This window comes from Sinorhizobium sp. CB7 (genome assembly GCF_041357635.1).
GTDB lineage: Bacteria > Pseudomonadota > Alphaproteobacteria > Rhizobiales > Rhizobiaceae > Rhizobium.
This window is the reverse complement of sequence record NZ_JAULLL010000001.1, coordinates 758078-783342: the sequence shown is the minus strand read 5'-3', so window position 1 is coordinate 783342 and position 25265 is coordinate 758078. Positions and strand designations below refer to the sequence as shown.

Below are 25265 nucleotides of genomic sequence, written 5' to 3'. Positions count from 1 at the left end.
GACGCGATGAGCCGAAAGACCATTCTCCATATGCTCACTCCCTTGCGGCAGATGAGCCCCTTCGACGTCAACATGGCTCTTGATGCGGGCTATGATCATGTCGTTCCCTATACGGATGTGGCGCTCGCCGATGTGACCGGCCTTGTCCAGGACGCCATATTTTCGCGCCCGCCGGATGCCGGCGTGGCTACCGGCGTTTTCATTGCCGGGCGCGACACGGTCCTGGCGCTCGACATGATCGATGCCGCCAAGCAGTCAATGGTGCCCCCTTTCGGGATTTCCGTCTTTGCCGATCCCGCCGGCTCGTTCACGACCGCTGCGGCAATGGTCGCGAAAGTCGAAAAGACGCTTGAAAAACTGCATAGTCGCGGCCTTGCCGGAACGAAGGTGGTCATTTTCGGTGCGACCGGCGTCGTCGGCTATTGCACGGCCGTGATCTCGGCCAAGGAGGGCGCTGACGTCACGCTGGTCGGCCACGACGGGATCAGCCGCGTGCAGAATATAGCGGAGGCGGCCAAGGATCGTTTCGGCGTCATGCTCAACGCGGCCGATGGATCGACCGACGAGAAGAAGGCGGCATTGCTGCAGCAGGCCGAGGTGGCGCTCGCGGCCGCGAAGGCCGGCGTCAGGGTGCTTTCGGCGCAACAACTTCGCTCTGCAAGCAATCTGCTCGTCGCAGCTGACGTCAATGCCGTGCCGCCGTCGGGCATCGAAGGCCTGGCGGTCAACGCAAAGGCAGACAAACTGGACGGAACCTCGGCTGTCGGCATAGGTCCTCTGTCCATCGGTAACCTCAAATACAAGACTCAATCCGGTCTCTTCAACCAGATGATCAGTGCCGAAAAAACAGTTGTTTACGATTTTCAGGATGCTTTTGCCCTTGCCCGCAGCCTCGAAAAATAGCCCGGCGATCCTGATTGCAGCCATTTCGGGCCGGTCTCTGGCTGCAGCGGCGCGACGCGCCGGCTGTAGACCGCTGGTGGCTGATCTCTTCGGCGATTCCGATACGGTCGCCCTAGCCGATCGGACCGCACGACTACCCGGCAGCATACGCGATGGAATCGACGGCGAAAAAATCGTCGACATACTGGCGCATCTAGCGCGAGACGAGAAGCCCATTGCACTGGTCTACGGCTCAGGTTTCGAGCGTCGGCCCGACATCATCGACATGGTCGCCAAAAACTTTCGGATTGCCGGAAACAATGCTGGGACGATACGAGCTGTCAAGGATCCGGCCGGCCTGTCTGAGCTCTGTCGGGATCTCGATATCAGGCATCCGGCGATCCGCTTCTCGGCGCCCCGGGAAGAAGGTTGGCTTATGAAACTCGGCGGCGGCGCCGGAGGGTCACATGTCCGGCCTGCCGGGGCGACGCCCTTGGAAAACGGCCACTATTACCAGAAGTTTGTTGTCGGCCGCAGCATCTCGGCCTTGTTCCTGGCGCAGGCGGGGAGCGCCCGCATTGTCGGCTTCAGCCGGCAGTGGTCTTCGCCTTCGCAAACATCGCCATTTCGGTACGGCGGCGCCGTGCGGCTTGTGCGGTTCGATCGGGGAAAGAAGGCATTAGTCAGTTGTTGGCTCGACAAATTGACGAAACGCACCGGTCTTGCCGGTCTCTGCAGCGCTGATTTCATCGACGGGCCGGACGGTCTGCACCTCATCGAAATCAATCCGCGGCCGGGCGCAACGCTCGATATCTTCGACAGCGAAGACGCGCCGCTCATCACCGCACATCTGAGCGCCGTGCGTGGCGAAGACATCACGGTGCCAACCTATCGCGGCACGAAGGCTTCGGCAATCGCTTATGCGCCCTATGCCATTTCCCGTTTTCCCCATGTCGACTGGCCGAGCATGACGGCCGATCATCAGAATGCCGGATCGGCGCTCAACGCCGATGATCCCGTTTGTACCGTCCTGGCCCAGGCACGATCCGCTACCGCCGCCGAACGGGTTGTAAGACGTCGTGTCAACGAAATAGCGGAGCATTGGAAGGAGAGTTTCCAATGATGAACGGAAAAGCCCATATCAACAGAAACGCTCAGCGCATTGTCGATCAGATAATCGACGATAGCGAGCGGTTCGGCATCACCTACAGCCGTGGGGCTCTCGGAGAGCATCTCATCGATGCCGGTGCGACCAGCCCCGGAGGTATGGAGGTGGGTCTCCGGATGACGGAAATCTGCATGGGCGGCCTGGGGACCGTCTCCATGGCACTCGATCGCCATAACGAAAAGTGGCCGCTGAGCGTTACCGTCCATTCCTCGCAACCGGTCCTTGCCTGCCTCGGCAGCCAATATGCGGGCTGGCGGCTCTCGCATGAGAAATATTTCGCCATGGGCTCCGGTCCGGCACGGATGCTGGCGCGGGTAGAGCCTCTCTTCGAGGAGATTGCATATAGCGAAACCGATGCTTCCACGTCGGTTCTCCTCCTGGAGACGGACAAACCTCCGCCGTCCGCCATTGTCGAGAAGGTGTCCAACGCGACGGGACTGGCGCCCGATACCCTGACCTTCATCTATGCCCCGACACAAAGTCTTGCCGGTTGCGTCCAGATCATCGGCCGTTCTCTCGAAGTTGCCCTTCACAAAGCGCATAGCCTGCACTTCCCGTTGAACGCGATCATCGACGGAGTGGGATGCGCACCGGTTCCCGCCCCTCATCCCGACTTTTTGCAGGCGATGGGACGGACGAACGACGCCATTATTTATGGCGGCCTAGTGCAGTTGTTCGTTGGCGGCAGTGCGGCAGCCGCGCGAGAGCTCGCCGAGCAACTGCCGAGCAACAGATCGCGCGACTATGGCCAGCCTTTTGCGGAGATCTTCAAGAAATTCAACGGCGACTTCTATGCAATCGATCCACACCTCTTCAGCCCGGCCGAGGTGATCGTCACCGCCGTTGATACAGGCGACACCTTCCGCGCCGGCGAGCCCAACATGCAGATGCTGGAGCAGTCTCTTGGTTGAACCCACAGTGATGACGGACAGAATACTGATCGTTTCCGATAAGCCGGACGGTCAGGTGAAACAACTGCGGCGCTCCTTCAGGGAGCTCGGTTCAGAGACAATCTTCTGCCCGCTCAGCGACATCGCATTCGATACGCGGTATCCTTCGGGCATCGCCATCCCGACACTCGACGGGGCTCTTCCGGCCGGCGTGATCGTTCGTTCCATTTCCGGCGGCACCTTCGAAGCGATCACGCGTCGCCTCGGCATCCTGCACGCCCTCACCCACCTTGGGGTGCCCGTATGGAATTCGGCCAAGGCGATCGAACGTTGCGTCGATAAATCAACAACCACGTTTCTTCTCGCAAACGCTGGAATTCCGACGCCCGAGACCTTCGCAGTGGAAGGTCCCGACAATGCCAGGACCATCGTGGAGCGCGAGGGGTCGCGCGGTCTCCTTGTGCTGAAACCGCTCTTCGGCTCGCAGGGACGTGGAATCCGGCTTATTCGCTCGATCGCTGACCTGCCTGACCCCGACGACGTCGACAATGTCTATTACCTGCAACGGCTCGTCATGCGTGCGGGACCGCCCTATCGGGATTACCGGATATTCGTCAGCAACGGCGACATTCTCGGCATGATGGGGCGCTGCGCCGATGGTTGGATCACGAATATCGCGCGCGGCGCAAAGGCCGAACCGGTCATGGGGCCATTGCGCCTGAAGCTCGAGGAATTGGCACTTGCCGCTGCGTCGGCAGTCGGCACGAACTTTGCAGGCATCGACATCGTGCAGGGATGCGAGGGCAATCTCCTCGTACTGGAAGTCAACAGCATGCCTGCTTGGACCGGCTTGCAATCCGTTGTCCCTGTCCGCATAGCCGATTGCATTGCCCAGGCGATGGTCATGCTTCTCAATCCGGAAGTGAAAGAAAGACCCGCCGCATGACCTTGACGCGGCAGCAGATCATGACCGCCTATCTCGACGCCTGCCGGGCCGAGATCGAAGCTCTGAAGCCCGGCAACGTGCATCGCTTCGCCGATGGCCACCGGATGACCGCAGACCAATTTCTCGCAAGCGCCGAGGTCAGCGCCCCACTGGTCTCGGAACCGGGTGCATCGGTTGGCCGGCGTGTCCTCGCTGCGGTGACGGCGACACGTGAAAAGGTGGGAACGAACACTAATCTCGGCATTCTCCTGCTCTGCGCGCCGCTCGCCAAGGCGGCCGAAGGCGGTTTGGCAAATTTCCGCAAGGACCTGCTTCGCACCCTGGATGAAATGGATGCGGACGATGCTCGCGACGTCTTCGCAGCCATCCGGCTCACCAATCCGGGAGGGCTGGGTACCGCAGAAAAACAAGATGTCAGGGAGGAGCCGACAGTGTCTCTCATCGGTGCCATGGGCATGGCCGCCGACCGCGACATGATTGCGAGGCAATATACGAGCGGCTTTGCGGACATATTCACCGGCGGCCTCTCGGCATGGAAAGAAGCTGCCGGCCGCGGAGAAAGGGACATGTGGCCCACTATCTTCGTCTATCTCCACTTTCTGTCGTCATTTCCCGACAGCCATGTGGGACGCAAATACGGCATAGATCTTGCCGAGAAAATCAGAAAAGAGGCGGAGAGAATACGTCTCATCGTGACGGACGAGACGGACTTATCGAGGCGACAAGAGGTCCTTCTGGACTTCGACAGGAGGCTGAAGGAAAGGGATATCAACCCGGGAACCTCCGCCGATCTTACCGTGGCAACGCTTTTTGTCTGCAGCATGAACTTCGACTTGCATAATCGCCACTTAAATGGTTGAATTTGGTCAGCGAACTTATTTCGCCGCTATCTGGCCAACCGACCCAGTCAAAGGGTGCTGCGAACAAGGATAGCTGTCCATCGAGCGTCGTGTCTCGTGTGGTACGGCATCTTTGGACAAACACATTTTTGGCATACGGTGCAAGGGAGGAATTGGCCGTGGCAAAGATCAGCAAAGTAATGGTTGGTGAGTCTCTCGTTGGTGAGGGAAATGAAGTCGCTCATATCGATCTTCTGATGGGACCCCGCGGAAGCGCGGTGGAAACAGCATTCTGCAACGCACTGACGAATAATAAGGACGGGTTTACGTCGCTGCTGGCGGTGATCGCACCGAACCTAGCATGCAAGCCCAATACGATGTTGTTCAACAAGGTCACTATCAAGGGTGCCAAACAGGCCGTGCAGATGTTCGGCCCGGCACAGCATGCGGTGGCAAAGGCAGTGCAGGACAGCGTTGCCGAAGGCGTCATTCCCGCGGACGAAGCCGATGACATCTTTATCTGCGTCGGTGTCTTCATCCACTGGGAAGCCGACGACGACGCCAAGATCCAGGACTTTAACTACAGGGCAACGAAGGAAGCGATCCAACGCGCGGTTACGGGCAAGCCGACCGCGGCGGAAGCAACCGCTCAGCGGGACTCCGTCAAGCATCCTTTCAGCGCCTAGACACGAAGCAACCCCGCACAGAACGAGCCCCCCGTGGAAACAGGTGGCCTGTTGCGCCGGTTGGCGAAGGCTTTGGGCTTCGACAGCGCGCCATCTTCACGCGCGAACGGTTGAGGGTGGCTACACTTCGCTTCAGATCCAGAAAAAGAGCTGGGGGCATGGCCATGTGGCCTTCCCCCACTCCATTCTCAGCGTCCTGAGAGGTTGAGCCAAACCGAAGGTCAGATACCTTCTCTTCTCTCAAAGGTCTTCATTTGCCCATGAAAGTGGAAATTTCGGCCGCGCTGAGCTCGCCGCTATGCAACGACGTCGCAACCAAAGCGCCTGCAATACCCATGTCGTTCAGCCGTTTCAGGTCATCCACATTGCGGACCCCGCCCGCAGCGATGATCTCGCGGCCTCCGGCGACGCCTTTGATTGCCTGCAGGCGATCAAAATCGGGGCCGCGGCGAGCCCCTACCATGTCGAGCGTCATCACGATCACCCGCTTCGGCCAAAGAGCGGGTTCAGAAAGGATGTCCGGTGGCCCCAGGAACGCATCGCCACGAAAATCAAGGGAGAGGATCAATCTCGGATGCGTGCTGAACGCGCGCAGAACGTCCGTATTCGCCTGGCTTTCCGAACCGAGAACCACGAAAGTCCGCGAATTGGCTAGCAGCTGCTCGACATCTTCTGTGCTTCGAAAGCCTGCATCGAGCCAAATCTCAGGCCTCGGCTGCAAAAGCGAGAGAGGATCGGCGGTCGCCAAAAGGCTCGAGCCATTCTCAATGGCATCGAGATCGGCCACGTAGAAGACCGGGAACGGATGGACTCGTCGCAGCCCCTCGGCGACATCTCTGATCGCCGATGTCGGGCTGAGCGGTGTCTCAATGGGCTTATAGGTATGGCGCATACCCATCTGCGCGCGCACCACGCGGCCGTCTTTGATGTCGAGAACGGGAATGATAAGCAATGGTCAACCTCGGCAAGAATGATGACTATATGAAAGCTCGAACTGCAGGCGAAGGAAAGCAAACAGTTACAGGTTGGGACATCGGCGGCGCGCATTTAAAGATGGCGCTTGCCGAAGACGGCGAAATTACGCTCGCCCGAACCGTCAAAGCATCCATGTGGCTCGGGCTCGACCAGGTGCGCGATGCGCTGAACCAATTAAGGCCGCTTTTTCAAAGCGATACAACCCATGTCTTCACGATGACCGGCGAGTTGTCCGATGGCTTTACGTCACGAGAGGCAGGTATCCGCCATATCCTGGATTTCATCGCAACAGAGTTCGGTCGTGACGATATCTGGATCTATGCCGGCCGCGCCGGCTTTGTCGATCTTTCCCGCGCCTACGATCTCGGTCCCGATATCGCCTCGGCCAATTGGCACGCAACCGCGGATTTGAGTGCCAGGATCAAAGGCGACGGCCTCTTTGTCGATATGGGTTCGACAACGACCGATATTCTTGCTTTCCAGGACGGACAGCTCTGCAACAATGGCTACTCCGACGCCGAACGTTTAATGACCGGCGAGCTCGTCTATACCGGTTTTACGCGCTCGGCGTTGATCGGCATCGCCGAAAGGGCTCCGGTACGCGGCACGATGACACCGCTGATGAACGAATATTTCGCCAATACCGCCGATCTCGGTCGCATTCTCGGAACGCTGGACGAGGCGGACGACCATTATCCCGCGGCCGACCGCAGAGCCAAGTCACTCGCCGGATCCGTCGGCCGTCTCGCCCGTATGGTTGGCCGCGACAGCGCCGATCTTGAGGAAGAAGAATGGATCGATATCGCCCGCTGGTTCAGCGAGCACCAGTTGCGCATGATCTATGACGGGGCATTTTTGGTGGTCACCAATGTCAGACTGAACCCTTCCGCACCGGTGGTGGGTGCAGGGATCGGTCGCCCGCAGATCGCGAGACTCGCCAGACGCCTCGAGCGCCCTTACGTCGACTTCGGCACCCTTATTCCAGCAGTGTCGGAGGAGGCTCAGGACCAGGCAAGCAAGGCCGCGCCGGCCGCCGCCGTCGCCCTCCTCTGGTCGCGACGATAAACTCACATCGCGAACGGAATCACGTCAGTGCTTGGCGCGGTGCTCGTTCACCCGCTCCATCAGCCAATCCCAGGCCTGCCGCTCATTCGGACCGGCCGTCTTCTCGATTGCGATCGTTAGATAGGCAATTTCGGAATCGATCTTTTCCCGCGGGAGCATATGCAGCCTGCTTACCAGGATTGCGAGTTCGAGAACGGCCGCCTTAGCCCGGTTCATCCCGGTGAATGGCGCGTGGGTGGCCTCGGCGATGATCCTGCAGAAGTAGCGCGGACGTAGCTCGTCCTGTTGGACGGAAGCGACCTGCATGACGGAATGGCTGAGTGCGGCCTCCAGACGCGGAACAGGACAGTCCTTCACCGCAACAACAGGCCATTCCCGTCGGCCGGTGAGACAGCCTGCGAAAATCCGCATGTCGTCCGTATAGTTGGCAATGGCAAACGGGACGGCGGCGATATTTTCGAGGGTGGTGGACGGCCGGAAAGGCGCGATGACCCACCCATCATCCTGCGCGATGATCCCGAGAGGAGCGATGTGCACGCGGCCTTCGGCGCTCACCGTCGTCACGATCGTTTCCCTGATATAGGTCATGGGCTATCCTTCTTTGCCCGAAGCGTATGTCCAGCCTCGGCAAGGCGCGTGCGATCCTCGCTTTTCCGCGGGCTCGCCACACCCCAGGCAAGCGGCTCGTCCTGCGAATAGCGCTTACCCAGCTTCCAGGCGATTTCCGCCTTCATCAATTCCGCTCCCAGATAGAAGGCGTGAGGGCCGTCCTTCTCCACATTGAGGGAAGGAAAGAGATCGAAAGCGTTCTCGGCCTTCCAATGTCCCTGGCCGTTGAAGACATGGACGCCGTCCGGAGCGGTCATGATGCGGAAATTGGCGTCGCGCACCGTTTGCGCAAGTGCGTCGATGTCGGCAATGCTGCTGGCGAAGGGCGAGCGGTCATGGATCTGCAAAAGACCAGGGTCGTAGCCGCGGGGCAGCGCATGATCATGCTTGGCGGCAAACATGATGCGTCGCGCCCGGTCATGCTCCTCCACGGTGCGCACCGTATGCGGACTGACGTTGACGACCAGCACATTGGTGATCGCAAGTTCCGAACAAAGGCCCGTCAGGACCGCCGTAACCCCGGACGAATCCGCATCGGTCAATTCGGTCAGGTTGCCGGTGCCCATCATCATCTCGACGTCCGGCCAGCGGCGCCGAGCCTCGATGAAGCGCCCGAGAGAGGCCGCGAAGCCGAAATGAATCGGATCGATAACCGGATCGGCGATGAATGCAATTTGCGCCTTCTGAGCGGCATCGATGGCGCGGCCAAGAGAATCGAGGTCACCCGGAACAGCCGGAACGAGGATCGGTGTAACCTCATGGCGGGTGGCGATCCCGACGGTCTTCTCGTCGAGGCTCAGGAGATAATTGACGCCGGAACGGGCGGCAAGTTCCAGTTCTTCGGGATTTGCCGAGTCCACACTAACGGAAAGTCCTTCGGCCTTGAGCCGCCCGACGGCCTCGGCAAGGTGGGCGAAGGGCGTGTCCGGAAGACAGCCGAGGTCGATGACGTCCGCACCGGCAGCCGCGAGCATGCGGGCTCGTTGCAGCAGGGCATCGAGCGAGAGCGCCGGTGCGTCGACGATCTCGGCGAAGATGCGCATCTCGTGGCGCGAAAGGTCAGGCGGTTTTCCGGCGCGGCCAAGATAGGCGGGCAGATCCGCAACCTCGTCAGGACCACGAACGAAGGGAATGCCGAACGCATCGCTCAACCGCTCCAGATGGCCTCTGAAGCGGCCGGGCAGCACGACCCGGTCCGCCTTCAACGGTCGAGGCAGACGACGGCTGACGATTTCTTCGGTCATCAGGGCGGCGACCTTCACGCCGATGTCGACGATCTCGTAGGTAAATGGCGTCGCTCCCAATCCGGCGAGAACGTTCTCGAGCCTGGCTTTCGCCAGGTGTCCGGTCAGGAAGACGACATGCTCAGCCATTGCCCTCGATCGCTCCCTTCCGGCGAGCCACCGCCAGCTTCAGGTCAGCAAAGGATTCGACGACCTCCGTGAGCTCGTAAGTCTTGAGACGCGCGGTGTTCTCGAGATCGATCGGCCGGGGATAGACCTTCACCATGCCGTGCGGCGCCATCGTCTCCAGCTCGGGCGCGGTGTCGCAGGCAAAGACGATCGACGGGAGGCGGCATTTGCCGGCCTGGGCGTAAACATTCGTAGCCAGCGTATCGGAGATCCCCGCAACACATTTGGCGACGGTATTGGACGTGGCCGGGGCGATCACGACACTATGGTAGACGCCGTGATAGAACTCGCCAACGGGAATGGCACTCGCCGTCTTGTCGTGAAGGACGCGCACCGTATCGGGAAAATCCAGCTTCAGCCCGTACATCCTGAGCACCTCATCGGCGGCCTTCGTTACGAAGACGTCGCAATGGTCGAGTGAGTGGATCAGTTCGAAGCACTCGATAAAAAAGTGGCCCGATCCGGTGAGGACCCATGCCCAGCGCGGCGTATGAAGCCGCGTCATCGGCGAGCCACTCCTTCGGCTGTCTCGCGCATTCCCATGAGTCCCAGTATCCGCGTCCCTGGTATCCGCGTCATGGGCAGGCATTCCATCTGCGAACGAAGCGATGATGGTCCGGCAATGTACAAGATCATTTCCTCTCCCAATAGTTCCGGCAGCATGGCATCGATCACACCATTGTCAACGAGCGCCTGCAGGTCCTGCGGAAGGGACTCCGGATCGACCTGTTTGCACAGCAACAGATGGCGCGCGCCAATCTCCCTACACAGCCAGGCAGCAAGCGAATCGGAGGTGACGTCCCAGGACTGCGTGACGTCGGCATGCCGGGCCATCTTCGAAGGAAGCCAAACCGGCACCCCACCGTCCGCAAAGACCATTTGGAGGTCATGGAGCGAACGGGCCGGCTGGAAGCGCGGATGTCGTTCCGCGATCACGATGCCGAACTGCTCCATTGCGAGAATGGCCATTTCATGCGCTGCGGCGTCTGAAAAATGCATCTCTCTCTGCGAAAAGCGCACCTGGTCGGCAAACGGGCCGCCGCCGGGAACGATCACCAGTGGTAGGGTAGCCGATGCCAGCACGGCAATCCACTGATCCATCTCGATGCGGCCGGCCGTGCTTCCTCCAAGCTTGACGACCAGCGGCGTCATACCACTTTCCTTCCTCCATCAGCCTTCGCCGCTATCACCCGAAAGGGCCTCGATAACTGGGCGCCTTCCCTTCTCCGCTCGATCTGCACGCCGACACCGCCCGGCCCGAGCTCCAATTTCTCGGCCCGCACGACTACGCGAGCAACGCGGGGATTTTCAAGAATAAACGCCGCGGTCTGCTCTACAAGCGTTTCGACCAGATCGACATGACCGCGACTGACGATGGCGCGAATGCCATCCATGATGAGGTCATAGGAGACGACATGGTGCATGTCCTTCGGATTGCGAGTCACACGAAGCACATCCGCCGTGACATCGAACCGGACTTTCTGCGGCTTGCCATGTTCAAAGCTGTAGGCGCCGATGTCGACGGGCAGGACGAAATCGCGCACGAAGATCTGATCGGTGCCCAGATCCTCGTCAGCCGAGCTGGGGAAATATCCACGGGCAGCCAGGAGTTCGAGGTCGACGCTGCAAGGTTTTTCAGCAGGCCGCTCTTGCGGAATAAGCGCACGGATCTTTGCCGTCGCCTCGGCGTCGATATCGGCATGCCTGGACAAGCCCTCGCAGAGCGCACCCCGGAAGCCAAGGAAATCCGGCTTGCTCGGCAGCAGCCGCGGAATATCCGGCCCTTCCAGTGATCCCGCAAGACCTGTCATCAGTCCGCACCGCTGTCCTTCGGCCACAAAGTCCGAAATGCAATCGGGGGGCACATGATCCAGCAATCTTCCCTTCGATTTGTCGTCGGTATCCAGCATGACGCCGTAGAAGCCGGTTTTTGCGAACGATGTCATGAGGTTCTCCTCGTACCGATGATCTGCAAAAAGGACGGCTATCAGCCTTTTCCGGCCGGCAATATCCGCCAATGCCTCCGCATCTGCCGCAACGTGCGGCGACGAGGGAAATCCGATCTTGATGAAATCGACCCCTGTGGCGGCTACTTCCTCCACCTTCGCCCTGACAACCTCCGAATTGTCGGAAAACTCTCCGCAGGCTGCGCTGACGGGTTTCCTGCCCGAAACGAAGCCAACAACATCAACGATTTGCCTGATGTCTGCCACGCCGAGCGCGCCGAGCGCCGGGTTCTTCACATCGATGATATCCGCGCCTGCTTGGAGAACAATCTCCGCCTCCCTGCGATCTTGAACACTGGTCAGCATCAACGTCATCGCACACCTCCCCACGCACTGCAGTTTTCCCAACCGCAGCGGGAAAAGTTGAGTACCAGTATTGAGATTATCGGGGATTTGGCTACAAACATAGTGGGCACCTATCTGGACATCGCGTCTGCCTTTCACGGAAGGCAGGCGCAGGGTGTGGTATGGCCATGAAGAGTACGGTGCCGAATACTCTTACATTTTTATTCGCTTGTTTTTGGCTGCTCGTCAATGCGCCGCAGCCGATCGCGCAGGAAAATCCGGCCGCCAGGCCTGCTGCCGAAATCCGGATCGGTTATCTCAGGGCCTATGAGCCGCAGCTGGCGCTTTCCGTCCTGGACATTCCTCCGCGAGATGAAGGCGTTGCCGGAGCCAAGGTCGCCATCAACGACAACAACACCACGGGCAGATTTCTCGGACAGACCTTCAGCCTCGACGTGATCGAAACGAAGCGGGAAGAGGATGTCGTACCTGTTTTCAGGCAGATGCTCGCGCGTGGCGACAAATATGTGCTGACCGATATCTCGGTCAAACAGCTGCTCTCCATCGCCGATCTCGCCAAGGAGAACGGCGTGCTTCTCTTCAATGTCGGCGCAACGGACGATATCCTGCGCGAGCAGGAGTGCCGCTCCAACGTCTTCCACACGGCTCCGACCCGCACGATGCTCGCCGATGGCCTGGCGCAGTATCTCGTTTGGAAGCAATGGCGAAACTGGGTCCTTCTCTACGGTTCCCATGAACCGGACCAGCTTTTTGCGGACGCCATCCGGCGCTCGGCGAAGCGGTTCGGCGCAAAGATCGTCGAGGAGAGGCTCTACAAGGATACCGGCACGGCCCGCAGGACCGACAGCGGCGTCGTTCAGGTCCAACGGCAGATGCCGGTCTTCACGCAGGGCCTGCCGGCACATGATGTCGTCATCGTCGCGGACGAGAGCGAGGTCTTCGGCAGTTATGTTCCCTACCGAACCTGGGATCCGCGGCCGGTTGCCGGAACGGCGGGCCTTATTCCCTCCTCCTGGCATCCGGCCAGCGAACAATGGGGCGGTTCGCAGATCCAGAATCGCTTCGTGAAGGCTACAGGACGCCGCATGCTCAGCAAGGACATGCAGGCATGGACGGCGGCCCGTATCCTCGGCGAAGCGGCGACGCGGACCAACAGCAACGACCCGGCAAAAATCGAAGCCTTCATAAAGGACGAGAATTTTTCGCTGGCCGCGTTCAAGGGACAGAAGGTAACTTTCCGTCGGTGGAACTGGCAGCTTCGCCAGCCGATCCTGCTCGGTGATGGACATGGAGTGATCTCCACGTCACCACAGGAGGGTTTTCTTCACCAGTTTTCCGAACTCGACACGTTGGGGGTAGATCAGCCCGAGACCGCCTGCAAACTGAAGTAAAAAACGCAACGGGAGGAGAGAATGCGCAGACACACCTACCTGCTCGCAGGGACCATCGCGGCTGTCATCTACACAGAGCCCTCCTGGGCCAATAACGTCTATGTCTCGAACGAGAAGGACAATACCGTTACGGTCGTCGATTCCAAGACGATGGAAGTGACCCAGACGATCAATGTGGGGCAAAGGCCGCGCGGCATCACGATTTCCCATGACGGGAAACTTCTCTATGTCTGCGCCAGTGACGACGACACCGTCGAGATCATCGACACGGCAACGCATCAGATCGTCGGAACGTTGCCCTCCGGCCCGGACCCGGAGCTTTTCGTACTCTCTCCGGACGGCAACACGCTCTACGTCGCCAATGAGGACGACAATCTCGTCACCGTCATCGATGTCAACAGCCGAAGTGTGATCACGGAGATACCGGTCGGCGTGGAGCCGGAAGGCATGGGCGTCAGCCCCGACGGCAAGACGATGGTAAACACGTCCGAGACAACCAACATGGCGCATTTCATCGACACGTCCACCCACGAAATCACCGGTAACGTGCTCGTCGACTCGCGCCCTCGCTTCGCCGAATTCAAGCCGGACGGATCGCAGGTCTGGGTATCCTCCGAGATCGGCGGAAGCGTCTCGGTCATAGACAATGCCACGCGACAGGTAATCAAGAAGATCACGTTCGAGATCCCGGGCTTGCGCTCGGAGGCAATCCAACCCGTGGGCGTGCGGATCACCGCGGACGGCAAGAAGGCCTATGTCGCCCTCGGCCCGGCCAACCGCGTGGCGGTCATCAATACCGAAACCTACGAGGTCGAAAAATACATCCTCGTGGGGCAGCGGGTCTGGCAGTTGGCGTTCACGCCTGACGGACAGAACGTAATCAGCACCAACGGCCTTTCGAACGATATCACTTTCATCGACACGGCGACCGATGAGCCGATCAAGTCCGTCACCGTCGGTGCCCTGCCATGGGGAGTGACCGTCGCCCCCAACTGAGCCGCTTTTTTTCGATTTTTAATGGGAGGAAAACATGTCGAAATTCACAATCATCGCATTTGCAGCACTCGCCGGCCTTTTTTCCATGCAGCATCAGCAGGCTTTCGCCCAGTCCGGCGATGACAAGGATGGCGACGATGCGCCCAAGATTACGCGGGCCAGCCAGAACGTCCCGGAACTGATCCTTGGCTCGAAGGACAACAGCTACGCAGTGAACCGGAAGGACTTCGAACTCGTTTCTGGACAAGGCTACCGATGGAAAATCACGTCCGCAGCCGGCCTGGAATACAAGTTCGTCACCGATCTGTTCCGCAATGTCTGGATGAACCAGATCGTCATCAACGATCTTGAGGTTCACATGAACGGCGCTCCGGCATGGTTGGAATTCGACTCGGAAGGAACGATCAACGTACAGTTCACGACAGTACGACCGGGCGAATATACATGGTCGGTTCCCGATCTAGCGGACAAGGGCATGACGGGCAAGATCATCATCAAGTAGCCAGCCATACGTGGCTTGTGAAAGGCGCTGCAATGAAGCTGGAATCCCGCTTAACCGAAACATCCCAGAACGAAGACGGAGCGGCGACCGCCGCTCTCGAACTCGCTTCCGTCAGCTATAACTATGGAGAACGAAAAGCGCTCGACAACGTATCGTTTTCCATAGGACCATCGCGGTTCACCGTGCTCTTAGGGCTCAATGGCGCCGGCAAGACCACGCTGTTTTCGCTCGTCAGCCATCTTTTCTCGGCTCGAACGGGCCGCATTCGCGTTTTCGGCCAGGATATAAACCACAATCCCGGCCCGGCGCTCAGACGCCTCGGCATCGTGTTTCAGGCCCGCACCCTCGATCTCGATCTGAGTGTCCGGCAAAATCTGCTCTATCACGCCTCCCTCCACGGCATCACAACGCGCGTGGCGCGGCGGCGGATCGACGAGCTTCTTCAGTCCATCGACATGAGCGACCGCATAGAGGAGAAGGTGCGAGGCCTTTCCGGCGGGCAGGTCAGGCGTGTCGAGATCATTCGCGCCCTGTTGCACCGGCCTTCCCTGCTGCTGCTGGATGAAGCGACGGTCGGGCTCGATATCAAGTCGCGGGCTACCATTCTCAGGGATATCCGCGCGCTGGTCGAACGGGACGGAATCAGCGTGCTCTGGGCAACCCATCTGATCGACGAGGTCGGTCAGGCGGATCAGGTCCTCGTTCTCGACAAAGGAAGGCTTGTCGCCGATGGCCAGGTGTCGACCATTCTTTCACAGACCGGAACGGAGACCATCAATCAGGCGTTCTCGAAGCTCACCGGCATCACGGACATGAATGTGCGAGGAGGAAAGTCATGACCGACGCGACCGAGACGTTTGCTGGTTCACCATCAGAGAACTGGAAGGGCTTCAGCCTCATTCAGTACCTCGTCTGTCTTAAAGGTATTCTGCTGCGCGAGTGGCTGCGATATCTTTCACAGAAGGAGCGTTTCGTTTCCTCCCTGGTTCGCCCCCTGCTCTGGCTCTTCATCTTCGCAGCCGGTTTCCGGCAGGTGCTCGGCGTTTCGATCATCCCGCCCTACGAAACCTATGTTCTGTACGAGGTCTACATCACACCGGGATTGTGCGGGATGATTCTCCTCTTCAGCGGCATGCAATCCTCCCTGTCGATGGTCTATGACCGGGAGATGGGCAACATGCGCATCCTGCTCGTCAGTCCTTTTCCGCGTTGGTACCTGCTCGTATCCAAGCTTCTGGCCGGTGTCGCCGTTTCGCTGCTGCAGGTCTATGCATTCCTCGCGATCGCCTGGTTCTGGGATGTCAAAGCGCCGGTTGAAGGTTATGTGCTGATCCTGCCCGCCCTCTTTTTCTCCGGCTTGATGCTCGGTGCGCTCGGCATGCTGCTGTCATCCCTCGTCAAGCAGTTGGAGAATTTCGCAGGGATCATGAACTTCGTAATCTTTCCGATGTATTTCGCTTCCTCGGCGCTCTATCCGCTCTGGCGCGTTCAGGAGGCGAGCCCCCTGCTCTACAAGATATGCCTTCTGAACCCGTTCACCTATGCGGTCGAACTCATCCGCTTCGCCTTTTACGCGCGTATCGAATGGACGTCGCTTATCGTCGTCTTGGCCGTCACGCTCGCGCTGCTGGGTGGAGCCATCCTGGCCTACAATCCCGCACGCGGTCTTACCGTCCGCAAACAGGATATGGGAGGAAGCCAATGAGCCGGCCCCTTCTTGCAATCGTGATGCTGGTCATGCTGTCTGCGGCGCCGATGGCCCGCGCGGCCGCAAACACGGATCCTGATTGGCCCTGCGTTCAGCGCAAGGTACCCGAAATTTCGATCGGACAGGTGTGGAACGGCGGTGAGATTCCCGAGACCGCCAAGGAATGGGACAAGGATCCCCAGGTGTCGGATCTCGCCGCGGAACTCGCCAAGCGAGCCAATCCGATCGAAAACGTCCGTAAGCAAGTGTTGGATTACGCCTCGACACTGCCAAAAGATCAGGCAAGCGAAAAGCTGGAACAGCTTTTCATGGGCGTGTTCGACAAGCTGAACATAGAGCGCGGACAGATCATCTCAGGCATTTCACGCTATGCCGAAAAGCAAAGGGAGCTTGCGGCCGATATCAGAAAGAAAGCCTCTGAAGTCGACAAGATGCGAGCCGCATCCGATACCGACCCGGCAGAACTTGCCAAGCATGACGAACAGCTGACATGGGAGACGCGCATCTTCGAAGAACGAGTGCAGTCGCTAACCTATGTCTGCGAGGTTCCGACGCTGATCGAACAGCGGCTCTACAGCGTCTCCAAGATCATCAACGAGACGATGCAAAAGAAGTGATTTCGTGCCGGCAAAGCCATATGCGGCCTCCGGAGACTGGTTCGGCTCTGATCACTGTAACGCCCCCTGCTTTGCGGCGGATGGTCAACGGCTCGTTCGATGGAGCCTGGCGCTCATCCGCCGCAGGGCGAGACGGCCCTCTCCCGCTACGATGCCGAGCGCCGGCCCGCAACGTCAGCGATCGTGCTCGCTAACCGCCGCGGCGATCCTGAAGGGGTCATCGACATGATCGAGGCGCGCGCACCTGATGGTTTTCACGATATCGACGAAGTCGCGTCGCATCAGGGGCGCGAAGCCATCGTACGCGGCTACGCCACGCTCGCGCGATTTGCAAAAACAGTCGTCGACCCCAAACCCCCGTCCTCTGAGGTTCGCCGAAACCGGAATCCGCGTCTTTGAGATGGGTCAATAACCGAGTTAATCGTGCTGTGACAAGAATCTCGAAACCGTTGCCAGGCAGAGCTCCTTCTCCTCGACATGCGGCATGTGGCTGGAATTTTCGAACAGGATCCACTCGCAATTCGGTACGCGCTCGACATACGGCCGCACGACCTCCGGCGTCGCTTCGTCATATTTGCCTGACATCAACAGCGTCGGAGGCTGGATAAGGTGCAGGCGATCCTCGATCGTCCAGTCCTTCATCGTCCCGATGACATGGAATTCGGTCGGGCCGTTCATGTTGCGATAGACGGTGTTATCCTCGTCCATGATTGCGAAGGTGCGCGCGACCTCCGGCGGCCAGGGCACGAGGCGGCAGACATGGCGATCGTAGAAGACGCGTGAGGCGGCGGTGTATTCCGGATCGGTCAAGGTTCCGGCCAGCTCGTGTTTGAGGAGCGTATCCTGCACCTCCCGGGGGAGCTCCAAGCGCAGGCGGTTCGCTTCCGAAACCCAAGTGTGCATATTGGCCGGCGAATTGGCGATTACCAGGGCCTTCAGGCCTTTCGGCTGGCGCACTGCGTGCTCGGCGCCAAGCATGCCGCCCCAGGATTGGCCGAGAAAAGCATAGCGGTCCTGGATGGCAAGATATTTCAGCAGCGCATCCAGCTCTTCGAGAAAGAGGCTGACAGTCCAGAAATCCGGTCCCTTTTCCGGCAGCCGCGTCGAATTGCCGTTGCCGAGCTGGTCGTAATGAATGACCGGCCGGCCGTCGAGCGTGGCAATATCCTTGAAGGAATCGACATAGTCATGGGTGCATCCGGGGCCGCCATGGGCGACGACGAGAGGCAGCTTGCCGCTGTCGAGCGACCCTGCGATCCGATACCAGGTGTGATATTCCCGGAAGGGAAGATAGCCTTCCTCTGACGTCACGGCGGCCACGAGCATCTCCATCTTATGGGCAGGTGATGGAAAGCATAACGCGGCCGCAAAGCCCGCGGCAGCTATCACAACTTATAGGGTGGCGGTCTCGAGCAGGCGGTAATGCGTGGCCCGCACGACGGCCTGGGTACGGTTTTTCGCCCCCAGCTTTTTGGCGGCGGCGTTGAGATGCATAACGACGGTCGGAACCGACCGCTCTATGATGCGGGAAATCTCCTTGGCGGAGTAACCTTCCGCCGAATAGCGCAGGCACTCGCGTTCCCGGTCTGTCAGATGGATTTTGCCCACACGGCGAGCTTCCGCATCGAAGAGCGAATAGGCCGTCTCGTGAAAGACGTGCGCGAGAAGATTGAAATCCGCGATGTAGCGCAGGGCATCCTGCTCGAATTTCTTCTTCCCGCCAAACCCGATCCCCGTCACGGTGGCGTAATCGCCGCGCGGCATGTGGATGGGAACGGTGACACCGGTCGACATGTCGCGTTCGCTGAGATAACGCGCGACAGGCTTGGTATCCTCGCTCATGAAACGGTTGATGGGAGTACCGGCATCGGTATCATAATTCCAGAAAAAGGGCGCCGACGTGCGCAATGCCACCTGCTGGACGGGATCGATGCGGAAATAGCCGCGGTTGCACCAATAGTCGTGCATGTCTTCGGAAATGTTGCGCAGTTTCAGCAGCGACGGCACCATCATCTGACCGTCAATGTCGTACGCCACCGGCGTATAATCGTAGATCAGCGCTTCGAAGCCTAACCGCTTCATTGCTTCGAAGACCTGATCGATCTGCTCATCAAGGGTATTGTACGCTGTGAATTGCCGTTTGATCGTTCCAATCTCATCAAGCATAGGCGGCTCCGGTTGAGCAATTCAGCCACGTACCCTATCACTTCTTATAGCTGGTGCGGATCGCGGTTTCCGGTAAAAATTTAGCCATGCCCAAATGTTGGGCAAGCGGAATCTTTGCCGGAGAAAATTTATGTGGCGAGAGATGCAGCCGGACGAGCGCCATGACATTGAAGTCGATGGCTATCGCGTCGTCGCCTACAGTTTCGGAACCGGCGGCGAAACAGTCTTCTGTCTGAATGGTGGACCCGGCCTCCCCTGCGATTATTTGCGCGAGGCGCATTCCTGTCTCGTCGATCGCGGATATCGCATCGTCGCCTTTGACCAACTGGGTACAGGCGCCTCGGATCGGCCCGAAGATGCGGGGCTCTGGACGATCGGCCGTTACGTCGAGGAAACGGAAACAGTCCGCAAGGCGCTCGGTCTCGGGAAAGTCCATATGCTTGGCCATTCCTGGGGCGGCTGGCTGGCGATCGATTACGCCCTCACCTATCCGGAAAACCTTCAGACGCTCATTCTCGAAGACACGGTTGCCGACATGCCGCATCTTGTCTCGGAGCTGGAGCGGTTGAGAGCCGCGCTTGGTCCTGAAACGGTCGCCATGATGCAGAAGCACGAGGCGCAGGGCACCTACAACCACCCCGAATATCTGGCCGCCATCACCATCCTCAATTACCGCCATGTGTGCCGCTTGCCGAAATGGCCAGCGCCGGTACGTCGCTCTCTGGACGACTGGAATATGGGGCCTTATGCGACCATGCAGGGGCCGAACGAATTTCTCTACATCGGCAATCTGAAGGACTGGAACCGCATTCCCGACCTGCCGCGCATCCCGGTGCCGGTGCTGATCACGACGGGCGAACATGACGAGCTGACGCCCGCCTGCGCGCTGCGCATGAAGCTTGCCCTGCCGAATGCGGAACTCAAGGTATTTGCCAACGCGAGCCATATGCCGTTTTATGAAAATCCGGGAGACTATTATCCGGCGCTTCTCGATTTCTTGTCGCGGCACAGGGCGCACTGATGCGAAGGGGAGTCATTAAGATCCGTCGAAGGCAAGGGGGCGACCGCCGCCATGCATCGCTATAGATTCGTTCTCACGCGACCGCTGCAATTCCTGCCGGTGATCTTCGGCATCAGCGTGATCACGTTCATTCTGGTTCGGCTCATTCCCGGCGATCCGGCCCGCGTCATTCTCGGCACACGCGCGACACCGACTGCGGTTGCCAATGTCCGCGCCCAGTACGGTCTCGATGAGCCCCTCTGGCTGCAATATTTCTATTTCCTCAGAAATCTCGCGAACGGTGAGATGGGCAAGTCCATTCTCTACAAGATCGACGTCCTGAAACTGATTGTCACGCGCATCGAGCCGACCGTGGCCCTGGTGATTTCCAGCGTGATCCTCTCGGTTGTGATCGCCGTCCCCATGGCCGCGATTGCCGCCCGCAACAGCGGCCGTGTACCCGATCATGCCGTGCGCATAATCTCGACCTTCGGCATCGGCTTTCCGCCATTCTGGCTGGGGCTGATGCTGATCATCTTCTTCAGTGTCGAGCTCGGCGTGCTGCCGGTTTCCGGCTACGGCAATACCATCGGTGACAAGCTTGCCCATCTTATCCTGCCGAGCCTCACCGTCGCACTCTCGCTCTCGACCGTGCTGACGCGCAGCCTGCGCGCTGCAATGATCGAAGCATTGAAATCGGACGTGGCGACCGCGGCGCGGGCGCGCGGCATGCCGGAGAGCATCGTTTTCTGGCGGCATGTGCTGCCGAATTCGCTGGTGCCGACAATCAACCTGCTTGCCGTCAATATCGGCTGGCTGATCGGCGGGACGGTGGTCGTCGAAAGCGTCTTCGCGCTGCCTGGCATGGGCCAGCTTTTGGTGCGCGCCATCTTCTCGCGAGACTACATGGTTGTCCAGAGTGTCGCCATGGTCTTTGCCTGCGCCACCGTCCTCGTCAATTTCATAGCCGATATCGTGACCGTCGCCATCGATCCGAGGGTGAAGCTATGAGCGTCCAGTCTGTCGCAAATCCCTCCTTCGGCTGGCGTCGGTTCTTCGGCAAACGGCTGACGCTTGTCGTCGGTATCGGCATCCTGGCGTTCTTTTGCCTGCTCGCCATTGGCGCTCCCGTTGTTGCGCCCTATGATCCGATCCTCCAGAACGCCGATGTCCGCCTTCAGCCTCCTTCGCTCTCGCATCCCTTCGGCACCGACAATTTCGGGCGCGATATTCTTTCCCGCGTCATCTGGGGCACGCGCATCGACCTGCAGATCGCGATCATCGGCGTCGTCTTTCCATTCCTGATCGGCACGACCGTCGGCACCATCGCCGGCTTCTTCGGCGGTGTCGTCGATGCACTGTTCATGCGGCTTGTCGATATCATCCTCGCCTTCCCGTTTCTGGTTCTGATGCTTTCGATCATTGCCATTCTCGGTCCGGGGCTGAACAGCTTCTATATCGCCATGGCGCTGGTCGGATGGGTGTCCTACGCGCGGCTCATCCGGGCGCAGATGCTCGTCCTCAAGGGAGCCGACTATGCCGTTGCGGCCGTCAGCCTCGGCTTCAGTCGCTTCCGCGTCATGTTCCGGCATTTGCTGCCGAATGCGATCGCCGGATCGATCGTCTTTTCGATGTCCGATGCCGTGCTCGTGCTCTTAAGCGGTGCTGCCGTCAGCTATCTCGGCCTCGGCGTCCAGCCGCCGATCGCCGAATGGGGCGTCATGGTTGCGGAAGGCCAGAGCTTCATCACCACAGGCTGGTGGATCACGCTCTTTCCCGGCCTTTCGATCGTCTGCCTCGCTTTCGGCTTCAGCATGCTTGGCGATGGGCTGGGTGAACTGCTCGGAGTTCACGAATGAGCAATCCGGTTCTTTCCGTTCGGGACCTGACCGTCAAGGCCCATCTCGATACCGGTACGCGCACCTTGATCGACGCCGTATCGCTGGATCTCTGCGAGAGCGAAATTCTTGGTCTCGTCGGCGAAAGCGGCTCCGGCAAGAGCCTCTTTTGCCGTTCGCTCGTCCGGCTGCTCCCCTCCTCGCTGCTCGCGATCGAGAGCGGATCGGTCCTCCTCGAAGGACGCGATCTGACCAAGGTCAGTGATGCCGAGATGCTCAAGGTCCGCGGCGGCGAAATCGGCATGATTTTCCAGAATCCAACAAGCCACCTCGATCCCCTCATGCGGATCGGCGAGCAGATTGCCGAAGGCATCCGCTATCACCAGGGGCTCAACGCTCGCGATGCCCGGACCGCGGCAACGGAGATCCTGGGGCAGGTCGGCTTTCCCGACCCTGCCCGGCAATATGACAGCTATCCGCACGAGTTTTCGGGCGGCATGCGCCAGCGCGCCATGATCGGCGTGGCGCTCTCCTGCAATCCAAAGATCCTGATTGCCGACGAGCCGACGACCGCGCTCGATGTCACCATCCAAGCGCAGATCCTGCGTCTGCTGATGGAAATACGCGATCGGCGCGGCCTCTCCATCATCTTCATCACGCATGATCTCGGCATCGTCGCGCAGACCTGCGACCGCATCGCCGTGCTGCGCGAGGGCAAACTGCTCGAGCAGGGACCGAAACGAACGATCCTTGCAAACCCGCGGCATCCCTACACGATCAATCTGATCAACAGCCATCCCTCCATGCCCGATGAGACGGCTCTCATTGCGGTCGAGACGGCCAGGACCGGCTCTATCGCCAAAGCACTTCTCGAAATCGATGATCTGCATGTGAGCTTCAGGCTCGGCGGCAGTCTCTTCAAGGACAGCACCAAGATTGTAAATGCGGTGTCCGGTGTCAGCCTGCAGATCATGCCCGGTGAGACGGTGGGCATTGTCGGCGAATCCGGCAGCGGCAAGAGCACGCTTGCCCGCGCCATCCTTGGCCTGACGCCGCTTTCTTCCGGACATGTGACATTCGACGGGGTCGATCTCGCGCTGCATAGAAACGCCAGCCTCGCCAAGCTTCGGCGTGAAACCGCCATGGTGTTCCAGGATCCCTACAACGCGCTCAATCCGCGGCTGACAATCGGAGAGATGCTTGCGGAAGTGCTGAGGGTGCATGGCAAGGTCGATGCTGCCGACAGACCAGCCCGCATCGGGGAATTGCTCGATCTTGTCGGCCTCGGGCGCGAATTCGCGAACCGCAAACCGCGCAGCATGAGCGGCGGCCAATGCCAGCGCGCCGGGATTGCGCGAGCGCTTGCGGTCGATCCGAAGCTTATCATCGCTGACGAATGCGTCGCCGCTCTGGATGTCACCATCCAGGCGCAGATCGTCGAGCTCTTCCGAGAGCTCAAGGAAAAGATGAAACTAACGCTGCTTTTCATTGCGCACGATCTCGCCATCGTGCGCAATCTCTGCGAACGCGTCGTCGTCATGCATCGTGGCAAGATCGTCGAGGAAGGCCGCGCCGAGGACGTATTCGCGCGACCGAAGCATGCCTATACCGCAGCCCTTATCGCCGCCATTCCCGATATCGATCCTGACAAGCCACTTCTTCGCAGCAGCGGTCCGCAAGACGACCAGCAATTCATGCCGCTTCAGTCCATCAAACGCATGCCATAACAATGAAGGGAACGAACTCATGACAAACAGGTGGAAAACAACGGGGCTTGCAGCCATCGTGGCCGGCCTCATGCTCAGCACGAGTTTTGCCGAGGCAGCCGGGGTGCTGACTATCGGACGGCGCGAGGATTCGACGACATTCGATCCGATCAAGACTGCACAGAACATCGACAACTGGGTCTTTTCGAACGTCTACGATGTGCTCGTGCGGGTCGACAAGACCGGCACCAAGCTGGAGCCTGGCCTTGCGGAAAGCTGGACCACCTCGCAGGACGGCCTGACATATACGTTCAAGATCCGTGACGCGAAATTCTCCGACGGCTCGCCGCTCACGGCCGAGGATGCCGCCTATAGTCTGCTTCGTATACGCGACGACCCGGCGTCCCTCTGGAGCGATTCCTACAAGGTGATCGACACCGCCGAGGCGACGGACGCCCACACGCTGACCATCAAACTCAGGAACCAGTCGGCGCCTTTCCTCGCGACGCTGGCGCTCCCGAACGCCTCGGTCATCTCCAAGAAGGGTATGGAGGAACTTGGGCCGGATGCCTATGGCGAAAAGCCGATCGCTTCCGGTGCCTTTGTCATCGACGAATGGCGGCGCGGCGACCGCGTCATCCTCAAGAAGAACCCCAATTTCTGGCAGGCTGACCGCGTGAAGCTCGACGGTGTCGAGTGGATTTCGGTGCCTGACGACAATACCCGCATGTTGAACGTTCAGGCGGGCCAGCTCGATGCGGCGATCTTCGTTCCCTTCTCCCGTGTCGAAGAACTCAAGAAGGATCCCAATCTCAACGTCACCACCGATGCCTCCACGCGCGAAGACAGCCTACTCATCAATCACGAACACGGCGCCCTCGCCAAGAAGGAGGTCCGCCAGGCGATCGATCTGGCGATCGACAAAAAGGCAATTGTCGACGCGGTGACCTTCGGCCAGGGCGAAGTCGCCAATTCCTATGTTCCTAAAGGTGCCCTTTACTATTACGCCGACAACCTGCAGCGCCCATACGACCCCGACAAGGCCAAGGTGATGCTTGCAGCAGCCGGCGCATCCGGGCTGACGCTAAATTACTTACTCAGAGCAGGCGACGAGGTCGATGAGCAGACCGCCGTTCTTGTCCAGCAGCAGCTACAGAAAGCAGGCATCACGGCCAATCTGCAAAAGGTGGATCCAAGTCAGGAATGGGACATGGTCGTCGCCGGCGAGTACGACATCTCGGTCAATTACTGGACGAACGATATTCTCGACCCGGACCAGAAGACGACCTTCGTGCTCGGCCATGATACAAACCTGAACTATTACACCCGCTATCAGAACGACAAGGTGAAGGAACTGGTTGCAGCGGCGCGGCTCGAACTCGATCCCGCCAAGCGCGAACAGATGTATATCGATCTGCAGAAAATGGCGAAGGACGACGTCAACTGGATCGATCTCTATTACAGCCCCTACATCAACGTTTCGCGCAAGAACATCGAGAACTTCTACCAGAACCCCCTCGGCCGCTTCTTCCTGGAGGATACGGTCAAGAACTGATG

Annotated in this window: 27 protein-coding genes; 19 read left to right on the top strand and 8 right to left on the bottom strand. The window is 59.3% G+C overall.

The genetic code is table 11. The annotated features are described in order from the left end of the window. Positions 1-6: 6 nt before the first annotated feature. The 6 genes from AAE029_RS03625 to fae all read left to right on the top strand — a co-directional run bounded on the left by AAE029_RS03625 (position 7) and on the right by fae (position 5411). Positions 7-903 carry an NAD(P)-dependent methylenetetrahydromethanopterin dehydrogenase gene (locus AAE029_RS03625; protein WP_371071418.1) on the top strand — a complete coding sequence of 299 codons (897 nt, stop codon included), beginning with the start codon at positions 7-9 and terminating at the stop codon, positions 901-903. After that, complete coding sequence (locus tag AAE029_RS03620; RefSeq protein WP_371071417.1) at positions 881-2005, top strand: ATP-grasp domain-containing protein; 1125 nt, start codon at positions 881-883, stop codon at positions 2003-2005. Before AAE029_RS03625 ends, AAE029_RS03620 begins: the two co-directional genes overlap by 23 nt. Continuing rightward, complete coding sequence (gene mch / locus AAE029_RS03615) at positions 2002-2961, top strand: methenyltetrahydromethanopterin cyclohydrolase (RefSeq protein ID WP_371071416.1); 960 nt, start codon at positions 2002-2004, stop codon at positions 2959-2961. The genes AAE029_RS03620 and mch overlap by 4 nt, the downstream gene beginning before the upstream one ends. Then, entirely contained in the window at positions 2954-3886 is a 933-nt protein-coding gene (locus AAE029_RS03610; RefSeq protein ID WP_371071415.1) for a RimK family alpha-L-glutamate ligase, read from the top strand. Before mch ends, AAE029_RS03610 begins: the two co-directional genes overlap by 8 nt. After that, the gene (locus tag AAE029_RS03605; RefSeq protein ID WP_371071414.1) at positions 3883-4746 is read left to right on the top strand and encodes a triphosphoribosyl-dephospho-CoA synthase; all 864 of its coding nucleotides are present in this window, start codon (positions 3883-3885) and stop codon (positions 4744-4746) included. Before AAE029_RS03610 ends, AAE029_RS03605 begins: the two co-directional genes overlap by 4 nt. Before the next feature lie 158 nt (positions 4747-4904). Continuing rightward, positions 4905-5411, top strand: coding sequence for a formaldehyde-activating enzyme (fae, locus tag AAE029_RS03600; RefSeq protein WP_371071413.1), 507 nt, complete (start codon positions 4905-4907; stop codon positions 5409-5411). A gap of 250 nt (positions 5412-5661) precedes the next feature. Here the strand turns inward: fae and AAE029_RS03595 are convergent, their stop codons facing one another. Then, positions 5662-6363, bottom strand: coding sequence for a HisA/HisF-related TIM barrel protein (locus tag AAE029_RS03595; protein WP_371071412.1), 702 nt, complete (start codon positions 6361-6363; stop codon positions 5662-5664). 29 nt (positions 6364-6392) lie between these two features. Between AAE029_RS03595 and AAE029_RS03590 the strand changes: the two genes are divergently transcribed. Beyond that, entirely contained in the window at positions 6393-7451 is a 1059-nt protein-coding gene (locus tag AAE029_RS03590) for a hydantoinase/oxoprolinase family protein (protein ID WP_371071411.1), read from the top strand. 24 nt (positions 7452-7475) lie between these two features. Here AAE029_RS03590 and AAE029_RS03585 read toward each other — a convergent pair whose 3' ends face one another. Genes AAE029_RS03585 through AAE029_RS03565 form a run of 5 tightly spaced genes read right to left on the bottom strand, consistent with a single transcriptional unit; the run spans position 7476 to position 11793 of the window. Next, positions 7476-8039, bottom strand: a complete 564-nt coding sequence (locus AAE029_RS03585; RefSeq protein WP_371071410.1) for a DUF447 domain-containing protein — start codon at positions 8037-8039, stop codon at positions 7476-7478. After that, positions 8036-9433 (bottom strand): DUF6513 domain-containing protein, encoded by a 1398-nt coding sequence (locus AAE029_RS03580; RefSeq protein WP_371071409.1) that lies wholly within the window; start codon positions 9431-9433, stop codon positions 8036-8038. The genes AAE029_RS03585 and AAE029_RS03580 overlap by 4 nt, the downstream gene beginning before the upstream one ends. Continuing rightward, entirely contained in the window at positions 9426-9977 is a 552-nt protein-coding gene (locus AAE029_RS03575) for a flavoprotein (RefSeq protein WP_371071408.1), read from the bottom strand. The genes AAE029_RS03580 and AAE029_RS03575 overlap by 8 nt, the downstream gene beginning before the upstream one ends. After that, entirely contained in the window at positions 9974-10624 is a 651-nt protein-coding gene (locus AAE029_RS03570; protein WP_371071407.1) for a dihydroneopterin aldolase, read from the bottom strand. Before AAE029_RS03570 ends, AAE029_RS03575 begins: the two co-directional genes overlap by 4 nt. Beyond that, the gene (locus AAE029_RS03565; protein ID WP_371071406.1) at positions 10621-11793 is read right to left on the bottom strand and encodes a (5-formylfuran-3-yl)methyl phosphate synthase; all 1173 of its coding nucleotides are present in this window, start codon (positions 11791-11793) and stop codon (positions 10621-10623) included. The genes AAE029_RS03570 and AAE029_RS03565 overlap by 4 nt, the downstream gene beginning before the upstream one ends. Positions 11794-11951: 158 nt before the next feature. Between AAE029_RS03565 and AAE029_RS03560 the strand changes: the two genes are divergently transcribed. The 7 genes from AAE029_RS03560 (at position 11952) to AAE029_RS03530 (ending at position 17397) form a co-directional block, all read left to right on the top strand. Next, complete coding sequence (locus tag AAE029_RS03560) at positions 11952-13175, top strand: ABC transporter substrate-binding protein (RefSeq protein ID WP_371071538.1); 1224 nt, start codon at positions 11952-11954, stop codon at positions 13173-13175. A 21-nt stretch (positions 13176-13196) separates the two neighbouring features. Further along, positions 13197-14171, top strand: coding sequence for a YVTN family beta-propeller repeat protein (locus AAE029_RS03555; RefSeq protein ID WP_371071405.1), 975 nt, complete (start codon positions 13197-13199; stop codon positions 14169-14171). 34 nt (positions 14172-14205) lie between these two features. Continuing rightward, a complete protein-coding gene (locus AAE029_RS03550; RefSeq protein ID WP_371071404.1) occupies positions 14206-14673 on the top strand; it encodes a hypothetical protein in 468 nt (155 codons plus the stop codon). Between the two features lie 32 nt (positions 14674-14705). Then, on the top strand, positions 14706-15512 hold the full coding sequence (locus tag AAE029_RS03545; RefSeq protein ID WP_371071403.1) for an ATP-binding cassette domain-containing protein: 807 nt from the start codon (positions 14706-14708) through the stop codon (positions 15510-15512). Beyond that, positions 15509-16378, top strand: a complete 870-nt coding sequence (locus AAE029_RS03540; protein WP_371071402.1) for an ABC transporter permease — start codon at positions 15509-15511, stop codon at positions 16376-16378. The genes AAE029_RS03545 and AAE029_RS03540 overlap by 4 nt, the downstream gene beginning before the upstream one ends. Then, complete coding sequence (locus AAE029_RS03535) at positions 16375-16998, top strand: hypothetical protein (RefSeq protein ID WP_371071401.1); 624 nt, start codon at positions 16375-16377, stop codon at positions 16996-16998. The genes AAE029_RS03540 and AAE029_RS03535 overlap by 4 nt, the downstream gene beginning before the upstream one ends. A 99-nt stretch (positions 16999-17097) precedes the next feature. After that, entirely contained in the window at positions 17098-17397 is a 300-nt protein-coding gene (locus AAE029_RS03530; protein WP_371071400.1) for a hypothetical protein, read from the top strand. Positions 17398-17415: 18 nt separating this feature from the next. On the opposite strand, the gene AAE029_RS03525 is transcribed toward AAE029_RS03530, so the two are convergent. Together AAE029_RS03525 and AAE029_RS03520 are read right to left on the bottom strand one after the other, a co-directional pair. Then, positions 17416-18324, bottom strand: a complete 909-nt coding sequence (locus AAE029_RS03525; RefSeq protein WP_371071399.1) for a proline iminopeptidase-family hydrolase — start codon at positions 18322-18324, stop codon at positions 17416-17418. 66 nt (positions 18325-18390) lie between these two features. Continuing rightward, positions 18391-19164 carry an autoinducer binding domain-containing protein gene (locus AAE029_RS03520; protein ID WP_371071398.1) on the bottom strand — a complete coding sequence of 258 codons (774 nt, stop codon included), beginning with the start codon at positions 19162-19164 and terminating at the stop codon, positions 18391-18393. A 130-nt stretch (positions 19165-19294) separates the two neighbouring features. Between AAE029_RS03520 and AAE029_RS03515 the strand changes: the two genes are divergently transcribed. The 5 genes from AAE029_RS03515 to AAE029_RS03495 are packed head-to-tail and all read left to right on the top strand — an operon-like array spanning position 19295 to position 25263. Then, positions 19295-20185 carry a proline iminopeptidase-family hydrolase gene (locus AAE029_RS03515; protein ID WP_371071397.1) on the top strand — a complete coding sequence of 297 codons (891 nt, stop codon included), beginning with the start codon at positions 19295-19297 and terminating at the stop codon, positions 20183-20185. Between the two features lie 51 nt (positions 20186-20236). Next, a complete protein-coding gene (locus tag AAE029_RS03510; RefSeq protein WP_371071396.1) occupies positions 20237-21175 on the top strand; it encodes an ABC transporter permease in 939 nt (312 codons plus the stop codon). Beyond that, positions 21172-22023 (top strand): ABC transporter permease, encoded by an 852-nt coding sequence (locus AAE029_RS03505; RefSeq protein WP_371071395.1) that lies wholly within the window; start codon positions 21172-21174, stop codon positions 22021-22023. The genes AAE029_RS03510 and AAE029_RS03505 overlap by 4 nt, the downstream gene beginning before the upstream one ends. Then, positions 22020-23729, top strand: coding sequence for a dipeptide ABC transporter ATP-binding protein (locus AAE029_RS03500; protein WP_371071394.1), 1710 nt, complete (start codon positions 22020-22022; stop codon positions 23727-23729). The genes AAE029_RS03505 and AAE029_RS03500 overlap by 4 nt, the downstream gene beginning before the upstream one ends. A gap of 19 nt (positions 23730-23748) precedes the next feature. Further along, positions 23749-25263 (top strand): ABC transporter substrate-binding protein, encoded by a 1515-nt coding sequence (locus tag AAE029_RS03495; RefSeq protein ID WP_371071393.1) that lies wholly within the window; start codon positions 23749-23751, stop codon positions 25261-25263. The last annotated feature ends 2 nt before the right edge of the window (positions 25264-25265 follow it).